General features: G+C 48.6%; 12 protein-coding genes. 8 read left to right on the forward strand and 4 right to left on the reverse strand.

What is annotated here, in order from left to right; all coding sequences use genetic code 11:
• Positions 1-211: 211 nt before the first annotated feature.
• Both E2I14_RS05565 and E2I14_RS05570 read left to right on the forward strand, forming a co-directional pair.
• Positions 212-1,000, forward strand: coding sequence for a substrate-binding periplasmic protein (locus E2I14_RS05565; RefSeq protein ID WP_133326276.1), 789 nt, complete (start codon positions 212-214; stop codon positions 998-1,000).
• A 245-nt stretch (positions 1,001-1,245) separates the two neighbouring features.
• On the forward strand, positions 1,246-1,914 hold the full coding sequence (locus E2I14_RS05570; protein ID WP_227544648.1) for a substrate-binding periplasmic protein: 669 nt from the start codon (positions 1,246-1,248) through the stop codon (positions 1,912-1,914).
• Between the two features lie 15 nt (positions 1,915-1,929).
• Here the strand turns inward: E2I14_RS05570 and E2I14_RS05575 are convergent, their stop codons facing one another.
• Complete coding sequence (locus E2I14_RS05575; RefSeq protein ID WP_133326280.1) at positions 1,930-2,712, reverse strand: hypothetical protein; 783 nt, start codon at positions 2,710-2,712, stop codon at positions 1,930-1,932.
• Positions 2,713-2,814: 102 nt separating this feature from the next.
• Positions 2,815-5,520: a M1 family metallopeptidase gene (locus tag E2I14_RS05580; protein ID WP_133326282.1), complete on the reverse strand. Its 2,706-nt coding sequence runs from the start codon at positions 5,518-5,520 to the stop codon at positions 2,815-2,817.
• A gap of 316 nt (positions 5,521-5,836) precedes the next feature.
• Between E2I14_RS05580 and E2I14_RS05585 the strand changes: the two genes are divergently transcribed.
• On the forward strand, positions 5,837-7,225 hold the full coding sequence (locus E2I14_RS05585; protein WP_133327117.1) for an HD-GYP domain-containing protein: 1,389 nt from the start codon (positions 5,837-5,839) through the stop codon (positions 7,223-7,225).
• A gap of 76 nt (positions 7,226-7,301) precedes the next feature.
• On the opposite strand, the gene E2I14_RS05590 is transcribed toward E2I14_RS05585, so the two are convergent.
• Entirely contained in the window at positions 7,302-10,505 is a 3,204-nt protein-coding gene (locus E2I14_RS05590; RefSeq protein WP_133326284.1) for an efflux RND transporter permease subunit, read from the reverse strand.
• Between the two features lie 5 nt (positions 10,506-10,510).
• The gene (locus tag E2I14_RS05595) at positions 10,511-11,683 is read right to left on the reverse strand and encodes an efflux RND transporter periplasmic adaptor subunit (protein WP_133326286.1); all 1,173 of its coding nucleotides are present in this window, start codon (positions 11,681-11,683) and stop codon (positions 10,511-10,513) included.
• 403 nt (positions 11,684-12,086) lie between these two features.
• On the opposite strand from E2I14_RS05595, the gene E2I14_RS05600 reads away from it, so the two are divergent.
• The 5 genes from E2I14_RS05600 (at position 12,087) to E2I14_RS05620 (ending at position 20,080) form a co-directional block, all read left to right on the forward strand.
• A complete protein-coding gene (locus tag E2I14_RS05600; protein ID WP_133326288.1) occupies positions 12,087-12,626 on the forward strand; it encodes a DUF3016 domain-containing protein in 540 nt (179 codons plus the stop codon).
• 222 nt (positions 12,627-12,848) lie between these two features.
• Entirely contained in the window at positions 12,849-13,454 is a 606-nt protein-coding gene (locus tag E2I14_RS05605) for a lysophospholipid acyltransferase family protein (protein WP_133326290.1), read from the forward strand.
• 252 nt (positions 13,455-13,706) lie between these two features.
• A complete protein-coding gene (locus E2I14_RS05610; RefSeq protein WP_133326292.1) occupies positions 13,707-15,599 on the forward strand; it encodes a putative bifunctional diguanylate cyclase/phosphodiesterase in 1,893 nt (630 codons plus the stop codon).
• Positions 15,600-15,748: 149 nt separating this feature from the next.
• Positions 15,749-16,822 (forward strand): CDF family Co(II)/Ni(II) efflux transporter DmeF, encoded by a 1,074-nt coding sequence (dmeF, locus tag E2I14_RS05615; RefSeq protein WP_133326294.1) that lies wholly within the window; start codon positions 15,749-15,751, stop codon positions 16,820-16,822.
• A 516-nt stretch (positions 16,823-17,338) separates the two neighbouring features.
• The gene (locus E2I14_RS05620; protein ID WP_133326296.1) at positions 17,339-20,080 is read left to right on the forward strand and encodes a TonB-dependent receptor; all 2,742 of its coding nucleotides are present in this window, start codon (positions 17,339-17,341) and stop codon (positions 20,078-20,080) included.
• The last annotated feature ends 74 nt before the right edge of the window (positions 20,081-20,154 follow it).

The raw sequence follows: 20,154 nt of genomic DNA on the forward strand, positions 1-20,154 counted from the left end.
GTGTTGCCTCACGAGCTAGTACTAGGTAAGCCCAGTATTGCCGCGATTTTATTAAACCTTGCGCTCAACCGCTGGATTGTGGATGGTGCCGAAAATAACATATACATGCACTGTGACGTCCGTGCGCATCAAAGACTACACTGAAACTGATTCACTATTTGAAGAAAAAAATCTAATCCAACTCTGTATATAACCGAAGGACAGGGAAAACATGATGCGACTCGTGACAAAAATGTTAGCAGTCTGTTTGTTATTGGTATTACGTGTAAGTCATGCACAAGCGGTGGATCCGATTCGGGTTTGTGGCGATCCAAATCCTGTTGATTGGATGACGCCAGAACAGAGAAAAGATCACTACCAAACCTATCGGATTAGCGGCATTTCGATAGAAATCGTGAAAGCAACTTTTAAGGTGATGGGTCGCAGTGGCACCTTTATTGGTAGTCTCCCTTGGAATCGCTGTTTGAGCGAAGTTGAAAACGGGAATGTTGAATTCGCGATGGGCGCTTATTTTAATGAGGCACGATCTGAGATTTTTGATTATTCAATCCATTACAACACGCTCACCCCGCAAATTTTCTATTTGAAATCGAAGCCGGTAATTGCTGCTGATTTAAGCGAATTACGCCATTATCGTGGTTGCGGATTGATCGGGTCGAGTTATTCGCACTACGGTTTGAAGGAGGATGAACTCGATTTGGCGACTGGCTACGATTCTTTACTCAGGCGACTGCGTGCTGGGCGCTGCGACTACTTTTTGGAGGAGCTTGAAGTTATTTCCAATTTTAAAAAGATCGGGAAAAATATTTTAGCCGAGCCCGACATCGACCACATCAATGCTCCGTGGGCCAGCGCACCATCAAGATATCTAATTACGGGTAAGGGTAGAAATAGTAAATTATTGGAACAAGTAAACCACGCTTTGGAAGCCGTCATCAAGTCAGGGACGGCGAAAAAAATCTGGGATGTGCAAATCCAAAATGTGCCTTACAAACCTTGAGCATGGAGTTAAGCGAATCTAACCGAGAACTTGGCTGGCGTAACTATTTTGTCGTTGATCCTCGCTTGCAAAACGCGCTCCATTTCCGGCGGTTGAACATAGTGCCAGTTAGTCTACGAAATGATGGAATCATGAAATCGATGTGGTTTATTTTGGGGTGCGTAGTGGCGTTCAATTGTTTCTTTGTGCAATTCGCCCGCGCTGAGTCGCCCAAACCATTGACGATGTGCCTCGACCCCGGAGGGATGGATTCTGAAAATAGAAATGTGTCCACCAAGTCGATTTTTTCTGGGCCCCGAATAGACATCGTTCTGGAGGTTTTTCGACAGGCTTCAATCGAGGTGAAATTGATCAATGACGGGCCATGGAAACGTTGTCTGCATGACGTTTCACTGGGTTATGTCGACTTTGCCATGGGTGCTTATTTTGATGAAGAACGTGCCAAAGTGTTTGATTTTTCTGATCACTACAACACATTGACGCCGTCGGTATTTTTCTTGGCGTCCAAAAAATTAAACATCACTAAGGTGGAAGATTTAGAAAAATTGCACGGCTGTGGAATATCTGGTTATAGCTATTCGCACTACAAAATTCAACCCGAAAAGCTGGATTGGACGCCGGATTACGGCTCCGTGTACCGCAAGTTAATTTCTGGTCGTTGTGATTTCTTATTGGAAGAATTGGAGTCCGTCGTGGACGGCGAAAATACCAAGCAATTTCTTCACAATCCATTGATCCAGCATATTCCGGCTAATTGGGCTAGCGCACCATCGAGCTACATCATCACCCAAAAAAACGGCAAAAGCTCGGCTGCTCTTAAGGACTTTAATCGCTCTTTAAAAATAGTCATTAAAAGCGGCCGAGCGGCCAAACTTTGGAAAGAGGGAATGGGTGACTTGGTCTATATTCCCTAAATGCAGCGCTAATTATCAGCCTTGAATCTGTAGGGTCTTCACCGAACTGCTTTCCATTTTTTCACCCATTCCTGAACCGCTGCTTTTATTCTCTTTGCGACTCGTCACCAAACGATCACCGACCAATGAATAGACTTCGGTTTCTTCGTTAGTGCTGGCAAAACTAATCACAATCATCGCGCTACCTGAGACATTGATGCGGCTGCGGCTGGCTAATGGAATCCCTTCCGGTGAAATCCAAATATCAAATGTGCCGTCGAATTTTTTAACATACTTGCGATCTTTTTCTGAAATTTTGTCTTGCGAATAATCGAAGCTCAAAACGCGGGCTGGTTTGCCGTTCCATTGTTCGGCGCGCTCTGCTTTTAGCGTGGCTTTTTCTAATTTGTGCAGAATATATGCCGCGGCGTTGGTCATGTGATTGATTTCTTTGGAACTCAATTCACCGGCAGCGGCGATGGTCGGAGTTTTAGTTTTTGGGTCGCGTTCTTGAGCGCGTTCTTCGGTCGATAATTTGGCCAGCAAGTCGTGATTGAATTGCAGTTGTAGGCCACGTGGGTTTTCTTCGATTTGGATGGCAGCGTTGCCGTTGATTTCTTCCAGTTCTTTACCTTCGCCGGTTTTGCTCCAGGTTTTGACATCGACGGTGGCTTTGATGGGCGTGGCGCTCTGGGCGCGCGTCAAGGCGGCTTTTAAATCGCTTAGACCATCTGCGAACGAGATGGCGGGAAAACAGGTTGCTAAGGACAGACTAAAAATACAAAATTGTTTTACATACGCGGGGCGGATCACGTTCATATAGTTCCTTGATACGAAATGGTGGTGACAAAGAATAGTTAAAAAAATGGATGCCGTAAAGCATCCATTTTTCGTTCTGCAATGGCTAAATAAGTCCTGCCATTATTGTGCTGTGCTGACCTTTTTGGTCAGGTAAGCATCGGTTGCGGTGGTGAGTACATTTTTTTCAGCCAAATTGATTTGCGCCGCTTCCATGCCGCGTGCCACAAAGGGCGCTAATTCAGCCGGCGTATGCGCTTTGAGCCACGATTCAATTTGATCCAACGGCACCGAATTCCAGAAAATTTCTGGAATAAACTGCGGCAACATCGAGGTACCTTCCGGCTGCAACGGTGCCATCAAGACGTCAACATTGTTGGTAAAGGTACTCCACGATAAGGTTGGGTTACTTTCACTTAAGGTCAGCGCTAAATTAATCCGCAATCCGGCTGCTTGCTTAGGAATATCCTGCGAGAACACAATTTCGGCTGCCTTAGCTGACAATGCTGGGTCTTTGACCAACATTAACGCGGGATAGTAAGTACGCATTTGGGTTTCGTTTTTGGCCGATTTGGCAATTGCGTGCAATTGCTCAAATTCTGCTGGTGTCGCGTTTAAACCAACAATATTGAGAATAAAACTTTGGCTATCGACCGGAATTGCTGTGCGATCAGCGACGAACTTAGTAAAGCGCACGCGCGCTTGGGCAATCACATCGGCATCTCCCCAAGCGCCCAAGTTACGCAACACCGTGCGGCGTAAGCGTTGCACACCCGGTGTTTCGCCAGCCTTTGGATCCCAGCCTAATTGGTTGGCGAGGGGTTTGATAATCGAGCGTGCATAAGCGGTGAAAGCAGGGTAGCCAGCAGTGCCGCGTTCGGCGTGTTCGATTTCGCCTAAAGCTTGATTAATGATTTGCCACGAGCGCAGATTTTGGTTGGAACCCATGGCCGAAGCGATGGCAAAGAAGCCGGATAAATCTTGTTTTCCCGCTTTGACTAAGGCCCATTGATCGTCCAATAACGCAATCCGATCACCGTCGCTGATGGTGGCGAAATGCTGGCTGTTGGCTTGTTGAATTGCGCTGTCATAGGCCACGCGATAGTAGCCTACGGTGTCGGCATTGAGACTTAAGGCGTCATCGCATTTGCCTGCTGCTTCGACTTGACCGTCTTTGGTCAGCAACACTGATTTGGTGTTGCTCGATGTTCCGACGCGAATTTGCAATGGAACGCTCCAATGCGGATTACTGGCGTCGTTACCTTTGGCTAAAAAACGTTGTTGGCTCAAGCTAATCGAGCGATTGCCGTTTGCGTCGCAACTGGATGCAACGGATACCAGCGGGAAGCCAGCTTGCGTGGTCCATGCACCGACGACTTTGCTGACATCTTTGCCGCTAGCTTGGCTCAATGCCGCCCACAAATCGGCGCTAGTGGTGTTGGAGTACGCATGTTTTTTCATATAACTACGTATCCCTTCGCGGAATACATCGGGGCCGAGATAGGCTTCGACCATACGTAACACGGCCTGCCCTTTGTTGTAGGTGATGCTTGGGTCGAAGGCGCTGGTGGCTTCTAACTCGTTGGTCACGTGCTGCAAAATAGGATGTGAATTGACGTTGGCATCGGTGTTCATCGCATCTTCTTTGCTGCCGTCTTGGTCTTGCCACCAATGCCAATCTGGGTGGCGGATATCCGTTTCTTTAGCCGCGCGCCATGAGGCGAAGCTTTCGTTCAACCACAATTCATCCCACCAGCCCATCGTCACTAAATCGCCAAACCATTGATGCGCCATTTCGTGCGCTTGGATGGAATAGACCATTTGGTGATTGCCCATGGTGCTCGATGAGGTCAGCAATAACGCTTGATCGTTATAAGTAATCGCGCCCCAGTTTTCCATCCCGCCTTGAAAGCCGCCCGGAACGGCGATGGAATCGAGTTTAGGTAAGGGGAATTTGACGCCAAAATAATCGTTGTAATCGGCCAAAATTTGTTTGGCGTTGACCAGCGCTTCAGCACCGTCTTGCTCTTGGCCTTTGGCGGCCACGATGTTTAATTTAGTGCCAACCGCTTCACCGCTGAGCACACCAAAATTACCGGCGGAGACATGCACTAAGTAGGTTGGCATTTTAGGTGAGCGCACAAAACTAGTCGTTGCTAATTCTCCGTTCACGGCGCGTTTGGCGACTGGCATATTCGCCACGGCAACCCATTTAGCAGGGGCAGTTAAATTCAATTGATACGTGGCGCGGAAAGCCGGTTCATCCCAGCAAGGGAACATGCGGCGTGCATCGGTCGCTTCAAATTTGCTCGACAACATGACTTCTTTACTGCCGCCTGTGCCGGAATATTCTTGCACAAACAAACCGTGCGGTTCAGTTTCTAAGACACCGTTAAAGCCAAAGCTTAGCGTGTGCTTACCAGTGCCTGCTTTGCTCGCTAGCGTGATGGTGGTCAGTTGATCTTTATCGCTTGAAACAACATTTTTAACTGGCTTGTTATCCAATAAAACGTTACTCAGTTTTTGGTTCAATGAGTTCAGCTGAATCGTATCGGTCGCTTCGGTAAAGTGCAGCGTGATCGATTCGGTACCGGCTAATTGGTGTTTTTCGATGTCGGGAGTGAGCGAAATAATGTAATCGCTTGGGATCACATTTTTCGGCAAACGGCCTGGCGTTGTAGCAAATGAGTAGGGCGTTAAAGCGGTTGCCGCTGCATTAGTTTCGGCGGCCTGTACAGCGTGGATCGGTAAGGTCGCAGCAACGGCTGAGCAGAGCAATAAGCGGGTAAAGCTGCGCTGTGTTAGGGACAAATTTTGGATAGATAACATGAAATTTTTCCTAAAGTTGGAAACGTTTAAGTTCAAAGTATTCTCCGCTCCTCTCACTTCTAGAGCTGCGGACAGTGTAATGATTCGGCATCAATTTGAATCTGAAATGCGATAAACGGCGTAAATTGAGGGATGAACTGCAAAAAATGCTGAGTTATTTTTGAGACAAAAGCGCGGGTCAAATCCGTTAGCCAATGACCATCAATTTATTCCCTTCGTGCAATTTTTTTTACTTGGACTAAACTGGTAGAAAACATCGAGGCACTGCCGCATGACGACATCATCTTTACCTGAAACGACTGATTTGCCCCCGCTAATGAAAATCGCGGAAGGCATTACCTTATCCGAATTAATAGGCGCGCTCAGTTATGCGCTTGATATTACCGAAGGCCAGCCCGCTGGGCATTGTGTGCGCTGTTGTTGGATTGGCATGCACGTCGGACGTGAGCTCGGTTTGCCCGAAGATCAGTTGTGGAATTTGTATTACACCTTGCTATTGAAAGACCTCGGATGCAGCAGTAACGCAGCGCGGATTTGCGAATTGTATTTGACCGACGATTTGCACTTTAAACATGATTTCAAGTTTGTCGGCGAAAGTCTGCCGCAAGTGTTGCGTTTTGTGTTTCAGCACACCGGCATCAAAGCCGGTTTAGCCGATCGCTTCCGTAGTGTCTTGACGATTTTGCGGGACGGCCCACAGATTGCTCATGAACTGATCGCCACCCGCTGCCAACGTGGTGCTGACATTGCGCGCTTGCTGCGCTTTTCGGAAACGGTAGCCAGTGGCATTTATAGTTTGGACGAGCATTACAATGGACAAGGTAAGCCAGAAGGTTTGGCGGGTAATGACATTCCCTTGTTTTCGCGTATCGCCTTGATGTCGCAAGTGATCGACGTGTTTTATACCGCCAACGGTCAAGACGCTGCGCTGCAAGAAGTGCGTTCGCGCTCGGGACAATGGTTTGATCCTGAATTGGTGCAGGTATTTGAGCGCGTGGCACAAGATAAGCAGTTTTGGGCGGCGCTGAAATCAACGGATTTCGAAACCAAATTGCAAGCCTTGGAGCCAGCCAGTTATGAAGTCCCGGTGGATGACGATTATTTAGACGATATTGCCGCCGCCTTTGGTCAAGTGGTCGATTCCAAAAGTCCCTACACCAGCGGCCATAGTGCGCGCGTGGCGTTGTATACCGATTTGATTGCGGAAGAATTAGGTTTGTCGTTCGAGCGCCGCCGCTGGCTAAAGCGCGCTGCGTTATTACACGATGTTGGCAAGCTAGGCGTGAGCAATAGCGTGCTCGATAAAGCCGGTAAATTGGATATTGAGGAGTGGGACGCGGTCAAGCTGCACGCAACCTATACCGAAGTAATTTTGTCGCGGATTGGTGCGTTTGCCGATTTGGCCAAGGTCGCTGGAGCGCATCACGAAAAGCTCGATGGAACCGGATACCCACGCGGCACCAGCGCCGATCAAATTCCGCTGGAAACGCGCATCATCACTACCGCGGATATTTTTGACGCCATCACCGCCACGCGCCCTTATCGCGGTGCCATTCCGATTCCGCGCACTTTAGAAATGATGGCGGAAAATCTGGACACAGCGATAGATAAACACTGTTTTGCAGCGTTGAAATCGTCCTTAGTTAAACTCAATGAAATAAGCGCAGACGAAGCATTGAAGACCGGCCAATTTGCTAATCCATAAATCGAAGTGATCGAATCAGAAACGACAAAGGCACGTTGATTCGTGCCTTTGTCGTTTTTACTGAATGCGCGCTAAGTTAAGCCGAACGTATTGCGCGTTGACCGCGTAAGAATTGCGACAACTTCACTATCATGCGGAACGCCCAGCGCACCAACAACAGCGTCAACACCGCTTCTATCGCTGTAAGAATTGCTGCGACTAAGCTATTCATGCGAGTTGAGCGTTGTTGTAGCTTGGCGAAGAAGCGGTCTTTAGAAATCTCAATACTGTCGTAGAAAGTTGGCACCACCAGCAAGGTCAACAAGGTTGAAGTGATGGTTCCACCAATGATCGCCACAGCCAACGGACGGTAGAATTCGCCACCTTCGCCCAAGCCAATTGCCACTGGCAACATACCGGCGATCAGCGCAAACGTCGTCATCAAGATGGGGCGTAAGCGCATACGGCCAGCGTACATTAAGGATTCTTCCCGATCATGGCCCAAGGCTTCGTGCTTACGAGCGCAATCAAGCAACAGAATCGCGTTTTTCGCCACCAAGCCCATCAACATAATGATGCCGATAAAGCTCATTAAGTTGAGCGTGCCGCCAGTGAGCAATAAGGCCAACACCACACCAATCAAACTCAAGGGCAAGGACAACATCACAGCAATCGGCGCAGTGAAGGAACCAAATTGCATCACCAGAATGAAGTACATCAAACCAATTCCCATGACCAAGGCGGTAAACATTTCAGTGAACAGATCTTTTTGTTCTTTCGCCATACCGTCTAATTCAATCCCGTATCCGGCTGGGAAATCAATTTCTTTTGCAATTGCCAAGGCATCGGCAGTGACTTCGCCAGGTGAACGACCTTCCGCATTGGCGGATACATTGATGATGCGCTTAGCGTTTTTATGGTTGATTTCGGATGGGCTCTTACCCATGGCGAAATTGGCGATTTGGTTGAGCGGCACCATCGAATTACCGCCATTGACTGCAATCGGCAAATGCTCGATATTTTCAGTGCTGAGTCGGTCATTGGCTTGCAAACGCACCGCCACATCGCGTGCCTCACCGGTTGGATCGATCCAGTCGCCAACTTCAATACCGGCGAAGGCAACACGCAATGCTTGGGCTGCGTCAGAGACTGAAATGCCCAAGGCATTGGCTAAACCGCGATTGAGATTGATTTGCAGTTCATCGCGTGGTGGTTGCTCAGACAAACCAACGTCAACCGCACCGCGCACTTTACGCAATTTCTCCATAAAGTCGTTGGTCAACACAGTCAGTTGGCGTGAATCTGTGCCATAAAACTGAATTTGCACTGGCTTATCACCACCGTTATTCAAGTCGTCTTGCACCACATATTCAGCACCAACCAAGCTCTTTAACACCGCGCGCAAATCGACCGCGATTTGAGTCGCAGTGCGCTTGCGTTTGGTACTTTTACCAATTTCGACATTGACGCGGCCACCCGATGCGGTGACGTTGCTATCGGTTGAAATTGTCTCTGGCAGGGTGCGTGCGAGTTCGGCTGCTTTTTCAACTTTTAAACGGTTGAAGTCAATGCTGGAACTCGATGGAGTGCGCACATCAATCGCGATTTTTGAACCATCGGTTTTTGGTAAGAAGCTCGATCCACCAAAGGCCGAATGTAAGGCTAAGGCGCCGACCAAGCTCAGTGCCGCAATCGCTGCCATAGAACGACGGTGGTGCAACGCCCAAGCAATCACGCCGCTGTAACGGTTGGCTTGGTGATCGAACCAGTCGTTAAATTTAGCTAGGTACAAGCTGATACCGGTTTTAACTTGGGTGTGATGACCGATTGGGTCACCCCAGTAAGCCGATAACATCGGATCGAGCGTGAACGAGATAAATAAGCTCACCAACACCGAGATCGCAACGGTTAATGCAAAGGGTCTAAACCATTCACCCGCGCCACCTTGCATGAACGCGACAGGAATAAAGACCGCGATAATCGAGAACGTGGTGGAAGCAACGGCTAAACCAATTTCGCGTGTGCCTTCCGAGGCTGCAGTGCGTCGATCTTTGCCCATTTCCATGTGGCGCACAATGTTTTCTCGCACCACAATCGCATCATCAATTAACACCCCGATGGCGAGTGATAAACCGAGTAAGGTCATAAAGTTCAAGGTGAATCCGCACAGCCAAACGGCGATGAAGGCCGCAATGGCAGAGGTCGGTAAGCTCAACGCGGTAATCAAGGTAGAACGCCACGAATTCAAGAAAATATAAACCACAAAAATCGTCAACACCGCGCCAAACATGAGCGAATCGATCACATTGTTTAAGCTGTTTTGGGCATTTTTACCGCCGTCCCAGCTAATGATTAATTGTGTACCGCTCGGCAGGGTTTTGTTGATGCCATCCATGACTTCGCGCACTTTATTGGCTACGGCGATGGTGCTGGAGCTATTCGCCCGCACGATAGAAATGCTGACGTTAGGATGGGCGTTGCGGATGCTGTAGCCGCTGACTTCGGCAAAGCCATCTTTGATGGTCGCGACTTGGGCTAAGCGCACTAATTGATCGCCATTGCGTTTGATCACGATTTGTTCAAAATCGGCTGGAGATTCAATCCGACCCACCAAGCGTATGCTTTGCTCAGTCAAATCGCCCCGAACCTTGCCGGCTGGCGCATTGGTGTTTTGAATGCGTAATGCGTTGGTGACGTCGCTGACTGAGACGTTAAATTCGCGCAGCTTTTCAGCCTTTAATAAAACGCTTAATTCACGGTGTAACGCACCGTTTACATTGACCACAGCGACGCCATCAATTGCGCGGAATTTTTCGGCTAAACGATCTTCGGCTAAGCGTGAAATTTCCGCGTGACTTTGCGAACTGGACGATAAGGCCAATTCCATAATCGGTTGCGATGAAGGATCAATTCGCTCTAAAACTGGTTCGCGGATTTCGACCGGCAATTTGTAGCGGATCGTGCCAATCGCATTACGGATTTCATCCGATGCTTCCACCATGTTTTTGCCGAACTTAAAGAAGATCAAAAACTGAGCATTGCCTTCGTAAGCGGTGGATTCGGTGTGATCAACGCCGGTAATGCTTTGCAGTGATTTTTCTACTCGGTTGAGAACTTCTTTTTCTACCGTATCGGGCGATGCGCCAGGGTAGGGGATGCTGACCACGATAAGGGGAAAAGCCACGTCGGGATTTTGATTGACGCGCAATTTATTCAAGGCCAATAGCCCCAAGCACATCAACATCATAATGATGACGACCGTGGCAATCGGGCGTTTAATACTAAAGTCGGATAAGAACATGGCGATTATCCTTTAGTGGCAGATGCAGCTGGCGCTGCAGGTACCGGTTTGGCAGGCGCAACGGGTTTGTTCGATGTATCTACCTCTTGCCCATCTTTGAGCGTAGTGCTTGGATTACGGATCAAAATGTCGCCATCGCTTAAGCCCGATTTCACCACAAAATCACCACGACGCTGATCGCGTGCGCCCAGAGCGATGTCGATTTTATGGATTTTTTTGTCTTGCACTTTCCATGCGCTGACTTTGTCGCCGCTGCGCATAATGGCTAATTCTGGAATCATCAAGGTCGATACGCTGGCTGCTTCGATTTGACCTTCAGCGTACAGGCCTGAGACTTGCGGTAACTTTTTGTCGGCAAAGCTGACCAGCACTTCGACTTGGCGCGTCACGGTGTTGGCTTCTGGATTAATCCGCTTAATTACGCCATCGAACGTTTGACCGGTATAACCGTTGATGCGGAAATTGACCTTTTGGCCGACTTGGATTTGGCTGACTGCATCGGCAGAAACCAAGCCTTCAAAACGCACGCTGCTTGGGTCAATCACTTTGACCAAGGCTTTACCGATTTGCGCGGTGTCGCCGTTGGACACTTTACGCTCGCTCACGATGCCATCAAACGGAGCGCGGATTTCGGTGCGTTGTAATTGTTGGCGTGCTTGCACGGTGCGGGTTTTGGCAGCCGATAAATCGCTTTGGCTGTTGTTGCGTTTGATTTCCGCGTCTTCTAACGATTGAGCGGAGGCCATGCCGGAAGCGCGCAGAGTTTTTAAGCGCTCATATTGGCGTTGCGCTTGATCGAGCGTTTGGGACGCTGCGCGTTCTGATTCTTGGGCGGAATTTAAGCTGTCGCGGATCGATGTGTCGTCGAGGCGGACAATTAAATCGCCTTTTTTAACTTTTTCGCCGTTCTCTTTATAGACTTGCAACACCACTGATGAGACTTCAGCCTGCAAATCGGCGCGCTTTTCTGGCTGGATGGAGCCAGTAATCGACGGGCCGGAGGCGAAGGCGTTGTTATGAATAGTGACCAAATCCTCTGGTGCGACCAGCAAAACGCTCGCTGCGGCAGCGGTTTTATCGGTCTTAGAACTGGCATTACCGCAGCCAGTCAGGGCAATCGCCATGGCGGCCGCTAGGGTGCCAAGCAAGAAAGTGGTACGAATAGAATGCTGCAACATAGGATTCTCCAGCCAAGTTAATTTAGTTGCCGCGAGTATAGTTAAAAATTACCGCTTAGCAATTAAAAAGTGTAAAAAGCTTATTAATATTGTTTTAAATAGGGACGTAAGCAACGCTTACTTTAACGCTGACCGAAGTATAAGGATTTACTCAGTGCAAGTTTAGAGAATGCGACAAACGGTAAAAACTGAGGTATGAACCGATTTTTTTCAGGATGAGCTGCACAAATTTACGCTCAATCGCGTTATCGTGAAACAATATTTTCAGGTCATGCGAGCAGTTTGAATGAACCGCTGAGCAACTTGTATCTGGAACAACACAGTCGATACCTAATGAAACACGGGCGCGCAATGATTTTGTTACAGTGGCCAATTATTTTGGTGAAACCAGAGAGGGATTCTTATGAATAAATTAATTAATCGCACAATACAAACCTTGGCCGCCTCGGCATTCATCACGCTAGTGGCAATCGGCGCAACAGTGGCTAACGCGGGCGAAGTCACGGTCACTTGGCAAGAGCCAGCGAAATACACCGATATTCGCGCTGGAGAGCAAAATAGAGAGCAGTTTGAGGCGGCTTTATTCAAAAATTTTGATGGGATTTTTGCCGAACTGGCCAAGAAATTACCCGATGGCGTGCATTGGCAAGTTACCGTAACCGATTTGGATTTGGCCGGTGACGTAATGCCAGTGGGCACCACAGGCCGCGAAATGCGCATCGTCAAGCAAAATGACCGGCCGGCGATTAGCTTCACGTCCAAGTTGCTGGACGCAGACAATAAAGTCATTAATGAAGCGCAGGTGGAGTTAAAAGACCCGAACTTTTTCTCTCGATCTGCTGCAATCATAGGCAAAGACCGAAAAACCTACCCGTATGAAGAATTTATGATTAACCAGTGGTTTGAGCGGCAACAAAATAGCTTGGTGTTTCCAAAAAAATAAACCTGCCCCTAAAGTTTGCGCTGCATTTTTGCAGGGCGGCGCGAAGAGTTTTTATGACGTGAATCAGCAAACACGCTGATTCACGTTTTATTTTGCCCATTCGATTATAAAACTGCATTTTTTACCCATTTATATTTTCCCTAGGGATACACCGTTTACCTATAATGCAGGCCTGTTTGGGCCTAGAGCCTGATTTATTGGTCTTTTAATACGGCGATCCTTATGCATCACACCATTTTTGATACACCCATTATCAACACCATCATGCGCTGGATTTCTGTGCTGATTTTGCGGTTGCTGGGTTGGCGGGTCGAGGGCCAAACGCCGACCGAACCTAAATATGTGTTGATCGCCGCGCCGCACACCAGCAATTGGGATTTTCCGTTCACCTTAATGGTGTGTTTTGCGCTGCGCTTGCGGGTGTATTGGATGGGTAAAGCCAGTTTGTTTCCGCCAGTTGTGGGCGGCATGATGCGTTGGCTGGGTGGTATTGCGGTGGATAGACAGAAATCGGCCAATTTGGTGCAGGGCACGATCGACGCTTTCAATCGAAATGAACGCCTGTGCGTTATCGTGCCGCCCGAAGGCACGCGCGACAAAGTCAGTCATTGGAAAACTGGCTTTTATTACATCGCCTTGGGCGCGCAAGTGCCGATTTTGTTGGGATTTATGGATTTCAAAAAGAAGATCGGCGGCGTGGCACATTTCTTTCATCCGACTGGCGACATCGACGCGGACATGGCAGAAATTAAACAGTTTTATCGCGGTTATACCGGTAAAAATCCGCAGCAGTTTGACGATGAAACAATACAAGTAAAAGAAAAATAACCTCCCACTCTAGCTTGCTCGCCGGCCCACCTTGCCCCGGCGCGCCAAGCAACCCGCCCCTGAGAGTTAGCTCAGTTTGTCCGCTCATGTGATCAGACTTATCCCATTTTCATCACCTTTATCTTGGGTCGCATTTAAAACAAATATACATATGGAATAAAACATCGGCAATGAGTTGAATTTATGCTTTTCGTTGACTAATCTGAATTACATCGGAGCACTGTAATTTTTCTAGCCAAAAGCACATTAACCATGCCTTCTGATTTCCCATCGACAAAAAGCGTTAGTACAGCTGGCATGGTGCTGCAGCGCAATCGGCTTATCCAAATTATTCTCGCCATTTTGTGCGCCGTCGGTTGCGTGATTCTGATTAATTTTGTCAATCAAAATTGGCCGACCGTCTGGATGTTATTGGTGTTGAGCGCGTGCATGCTGGTTGCATTGATTTTGGCGCGCGCCAATCGAATTACACTCGCGGCGATGTTTACCGTCATTACCCTTACTATCGTTATGGGTTTAATGAGTTTTGCGTTTGACGGAATTTATGACGCTACCATTAGTGCATTCCCCGCTATTTTGGTGTTTGCGGCAATGTTTGCCACGTTGCGTTTATTCGTTGGCTTGCTGACTTTTATTATCCTAATTCTGTCGACCGTAGTCTGGGTCAATATTACCGGTGTCCACGTCAACGTAGTCGCTCCTGTGAGCATCATGTCGCTGGTGAATGTGGTTGCCATTTTGATGGCGACGGCGTTTTTTGTTTGGAAATTAGCCAGCGATTTACGGATTGCGGTTGCTCGCTTAGAAACAGAAAATGAGCGCATACGCGACGCCCTAACCCACATCGATACCTTGGCGCATAACGATGCGTTGACCGGTTTGCCAAACCGATTATTGGCGCGGGCGCGCTTTGAGCAAGCGGTGGAATTGGCCAAACGCGGTAACGATAAAATCGCCTTGTTGTATCTCGATTTGGATAATTTTAAAACCATCAATGATTCGCTCGGGCACATCGCGGGCGATCAGTTGTTGTGCGAAGTCGCCACGCGGCTCAAGCAAACCATTCGCGCCAGTGATACCGCAAGTCGTCAAGGCGGCGACGAATTTTTGGTCATCGTTGCTGGTCAAGCCGAGCAAGAATCGGTCGCTACTGTAGCGGTCAAAATCATCGATCTCTTATCAGAATATTTTTCCGTCAATGGCATGGAAATATCGGTCACCTGCTCGCTGGGAATCAGTATGTACCCAGATGATGGGCAGGATTTTGATGCGTTGCTCAAGCACGCTGATATCGCGATGTACCAAGCCAAAGAGCGCGGGCGCAATGGTTTTCAGTTTTATGATCCGCAGATGAACACCAATGTTGTGGAGCATCTTCATCTGATTTCCGGTATCCGCACGGCCTTGCAAAAAGACGAATTCAAACTCTACTACCAGCCGCAGTTCGATTTAAAGAGTGAGCGCATTATTGGTGCAGAAGCGCTGATCCGTTGGAAGAATCCAGAATTGGGCATGATTCCGCCCAATAAATTTATTCCGGTCGCAGAGCGCTCGGGCCAGATTCATGAAATTGGCGCATGGGTGATTGATGAAGCCTGCCGACAGGCGCGCGAATGGATGGATGCGGGTTTGCCGCCGATTGTTGTCGGAGTCAATTTGTCTCCGATTCAGTTCCGGCGCGATAACGTGGAACGCGATGTGATGAATGCATTGGAACATTACAATTTGCCGCCCTCGGCAATTGAATTGGAATTGACCGAATCATTATTAATCGTGGAGTCCGATCAAATCAGTCCGCTATTAAAGCGGTTGCGCAATCTTGGTGTGCATTTGTCGATTGATGATTTTGGAACCGGCTATTCCAACCTAGGCTACCTCAGCCGATTTGAAGTAGAGCGCTTAAAAATCGACCAGTCCTTTATCCGCCGCATGTTAGAAAATAAAAATGACGAAGGCATCGTCCGTGCCATTATCGAGATGGCGCACAGTTTGGGCTTGGAAGTAGTCGCCGAAGGTGTGGAAACCGCCGAAATGCTGGTGCATCTAAAAGGACTGGGCTGCGAATTTGGTCAAGGCTATCTCTGGTCGCCAGCCTTGCCAGCGGCAGAATTCGTTGAATTTATCCGCACCTATCAGCCCAAATAATTATTCACTTTCACTGGATAACTCCCCGATTTTTGAACCTATTTTTGTGAGCAGTATTGCTGAATCGGTAAGCTAATTTTTGTCATCAATAGCGCTGGTAAAACAGGTAAAATCACAGTCAATTTTTACTCCACATTAGAGTTATCCCAATGACGCCAAGCCACGATCATCACGATCACCACGATCACGATCACCACGAACATTCGCACCAGCACAACGAGTTTGCACATCCAGTAAACCATGACCACGTTTTTTTAGGAGCTGGGCACGATGAAAACGGGCGTAAAACCTGGTCGGTGATTGTTCTGTGTGGCGTGATGATGTTGATTGAAATTATCGGCGGCAGTTTATTCGGCTCGCTCGCCTTGGTCGCTGATGGCATGCATATGTCCACCCATGCGGGCGCGATGTTAATTGCCGCGCTCGCGTATTCCTATGCCCGCAAACACGCCAACGATCCGCGCTTTGTATTCGGTACAGGCAAGTTAGGCGACTTGGCTGGCTTTACCAGTGCAATTATTTTGGCGATGATTGCGTTATTCATTGGTTACGAAGCGATTAGCCGATTATTCGATCCAGTGGAAATTCATTTTACCGAAGCCATTCCCATCGCCGTTCTCGGCTTGGCGGTCAATATCGTCAGCGCGTGGTTACTGAGTGGTGGTGATCATGGACATAGCCACGGCCACAGCCACGGACATCATCATGGACACGATGAACATCACGAGCACGAGCACCACGACCACCACGGACATGAGCACCACGATCATCACGACCACGATGAGATCGATGCGCGTGACCACAATATGCGTGCGGCTTATATTCACGTTATTGCAGATGCTGCGGTCTCGGTGTTAGCGATTATTGGTTTGTTGTTGGCGCGGCAATTTGGTTGGCTGTGGATGGACCCAGTTGCTGGGATTATCGGCGCCTTGGTGATCTTTAGCTGGTCGTACACCTTGATTAAAGATACCGGCGCGATTTTGTTGGACATGAATCCAAGCGCAGCGCTGAGTAATAAAGTCAAATCCTTGGTGCTGGATGCGGGCGATCAATTACACGATTTGCACATCTGGCGTTTAGGCCCCGGTCATTTTGGCGCAGTCGTGTCGGTCAAAACACAACAGACGCAGCGCGACGTGGCTTTTTATCACGCGCTTCTTAAGCAGCAAAAAGGTTTGTCGCACATTACCGTTGAAGTTAATATCACGCCGTTGCCGTAACCAGTATTCATTAACGATCCGGCGCGTGACTTAGCGCATTGACCGGATCGATCTCCTCGCCGTTGCCGATATTGGTCATTGCTCTTGCTCGTCTCGCTCCCTACCTTTCTCTCTTTTCTCGATCAGCCTTCAAGCAACTGCGCAACTTCGTGCGTCGCGGATACAACAGTCCACTGAGCGGCTGATATTTTTTTGCTACGAGTTTGGTTAGCTTTGCTGTTCCTCGCGGGCGGCTGCTCCTCGGTAAAGCGCCGGTCTTTTAGCGTCATATAGGTACATTTACTTAGTTATTAGGGTATATCTCAGTATTGATGTGCAAAAATGGATATATCACTATGCTCACACGCCCGACTTGCCCTGACGAATAAATAGATCACGTAGCGACTCAGAATTCGTCGTTAAGCTGACCACAACGGAATGCAGATTTGGCGCATTAGCGGTATCCGAGCAAATAATTAAAGCAATAAATCCGAGAATTCAATCAAAGAAAATTAACCGAGGTTAAAGGGGAGATTTATGAAGGTACAACGCACGCGCATCGCTTTAGCGGTGTCGATGGCATTAGCAAGCGCAATGCTGCAAGCGCAAGCGCAACAAGCGGATGCGCCGGCATCTGCGCCGGTCCAAAACGCCGCACCTGCTGTCGCGGACGATGGCACGAGTCAAGTAGTGGTAACGGGGATTCGCGCTTCACGCCAACAGTCGCTCAAAGCCAAGCGCGATGCGGATTCCGTCATGGATGTGGTCAGTTCTGAGGACATCGGCAAGCTACCGGATAAAAACGTGGCTGACGCGGTGCAGCGTGTGCCGGGCGTCAATATTAGTTCCGGCTCAGGTGGACAAGGCGGCTTTTCCGAAAACGATCGCGTCACCATCCGTGGTACCAATCCTAGCTTGACTCAAACTTTGGTCAATGGGCATTCCATCTCAACCGGCGACTGGTACATTGGTGATCAACAAGGCACGGTTGGCCGCAGCGTGAGTTTTACTTTGCTGCCGTCTGAAATCGTTGGTTCGGTTGAAGTGCAAAAAAGCTCGCAAGCCGATTTCACCGAAGGGGGAACAGTCGGTAACGTCAATATCGTCACGCGCTTACCGCTCGAGTTCAAAAAGCAGCTCACCGTAGAAATGACGGCGCAAGATATGTACGCTGATCTGCCGAAAAAATCTTCGCCGCAGTTTAACGCATTGGTGAACTGGAAAAACGATGAAAATACCTTGGGCGTATTAATCCAAGGTTTTTCAGAATCACGCGCTGAGCGTCGTGATGGACAAGAACTCTACACCTTGGGCGCATCAACGATTTCTGACCCGAGCGTGATTGCTGCACATCCTGATTTGGCCGGCGTGAATATCCCCGCGCAAATTGGTTCCGCCGCGTTCACGCAAACCAGCAAACGTCAGGGCGGTTTGTTTGACGTGCAGTTTAAGCCGAATAAAGATTTGACCTTGGATGTGAACGGTTTGTATTCGCGCTTTACTACGCAAACATTCGATACCAATTTCATGGCCAACGTTTCGAGCATGTTTAATGGCAGCGGCAATGCCGATGGCACTTATCCCGGCGTTTCTCCGACCAGTTATGTGGTGAAAAATGGTTCGATTGTTTCAGCCACTTTCCCGATGACGACTTATGACCCTGCTGCGGGTGGCGGTCAGGCCTTGCCCGGCGTGCGTGATTCAATTTATCGACCTAACTCGGGTTCTTCCGCCGCTTACATCGACTTTGATAGTAAATTCCGCGCTAGTGACACGGTCACCTTTACCAGCAAAGTCGGCTATACCCGCGGCACGGGCGAGACGCCGCATGACTATGGTTATGAAGCCTATTTGATTAATTCACCGCTGTCGTTTCAGATGAACGGCACCCATGGTCCGGCCAATGTTTCTTTCCCGGGCGTCGACACCACTAATTTTAATAACCCGACTAATGTGGTCAATGGCGGCAGTTGGGCGCAATCGGCTAAGGTGACTGATAGTGAAACGTATGCGCAGGGCGACATGATTTTGTCCTTGGATCAAGGGCATGTGGAAAGCGCTAAATTTGGTATTCGGTTCTCCAATCATCAGCGTAAAGCGTTCGATGAAGGGTACTCATGTACTTCCAATCCTTTGGCGAGCTGCGATTTTTCCTCGACCCCACCACCGGCGTGGAATGGCACACGTTCGCCATCCAATTTTGGTTCAGGTATTGGCGCGGGCCCCGGTTTCTTGTCTAACTTCTGGGTATTGGATACCGGCGCATTAGCGGCGTGGGAGCAAAAATATAACAATGTCGATACGGGCCCTGCGTACCAAAATAATTTTTCGATTAACGAAAAAGATTACGCAGCCTATGGAATGGCCAATTTAGTTGGCGACCATTGGCGCGGCAACGTTGGTGTGCGTTTGGTCGAAACCCAGCAAATAGGGAATGCCTATGACTATTCAAGCGACGGAACAAATTTTTTCGTCACCCCGATTACCTCTAAGCATAATTATCTCGATGTTTTGCCAAGCGCGAACCTTAAGTTGGACGTAAACAAAGATCTCGTGGCGCGCTTCGCTGCCTCAGAAACAATGTCGCGTTTGGATTATTCCGCCTTGTCGCCTGCGGTGGTATTGAATAATTTAGATCACTCAGGTTCAAGTGGTAATTCAAGCTTGAAGTCGATCAAGTCGAACAATGTTGATGCCGCGTTAGAGTGGTACTACGCGCCGCAAGCGATTTTATCGGCAGGTGTGTTCTACATGGATATGCCTTCGTATATCGGTTACACCAACGTGGTGAGCACGTATTTTGATAGCACCAATCACGTAATGGCACCGTATAACATCACCACGCCATACAATATTTCCGCTAAAAATCACGGCATAGAATTATCGTGGCAGCAAACTTTTTCTAGTGGATTTGGCGGCTTGTTGAATTACACCTACGCTAACGGACATGATTCTAATGGCAGTGTATTGGTTGGATCGTCGAAGAATACGGCTAATACCGAAGCGTTTTATGAGAATGATCGCTTTAGCGCACGTTTGGCTTACACCTATCGCTCTGCATTCTTGGTCGGCTTAGCCAATACCACCACCGAATATGCGGCGGGCTTTGGCACGTTGGCGGCGTCGATTAACTACAAGGTCAACGACAATATCAAGATCACTTTTGATGCGCTTAATTTGAATAATCCGGTACTCAAGTATTACTCCAATCCTGAGCAACCAGAATCGTTTTATTCCAATGGTCGTCAATTCTTCCTCGGGGTGCGCGTATCGTTGTAATGTGATTCGTTATTGATGCGTGGAACAACACGTTTCCATCCATGGTGGCTTGAAATTAGGCTGCTATCTTCGGC

It is taken from the genome of Sapientia aquatica (assembly GCF_004358105.1).
Classification (GTDB): Bacteria; Pseudomonadota; Gammaproteobacteria; order Burkholderiales; family Burkholderiaceae_D; genus Solimicrobium; species Solimicrobium aquaticum.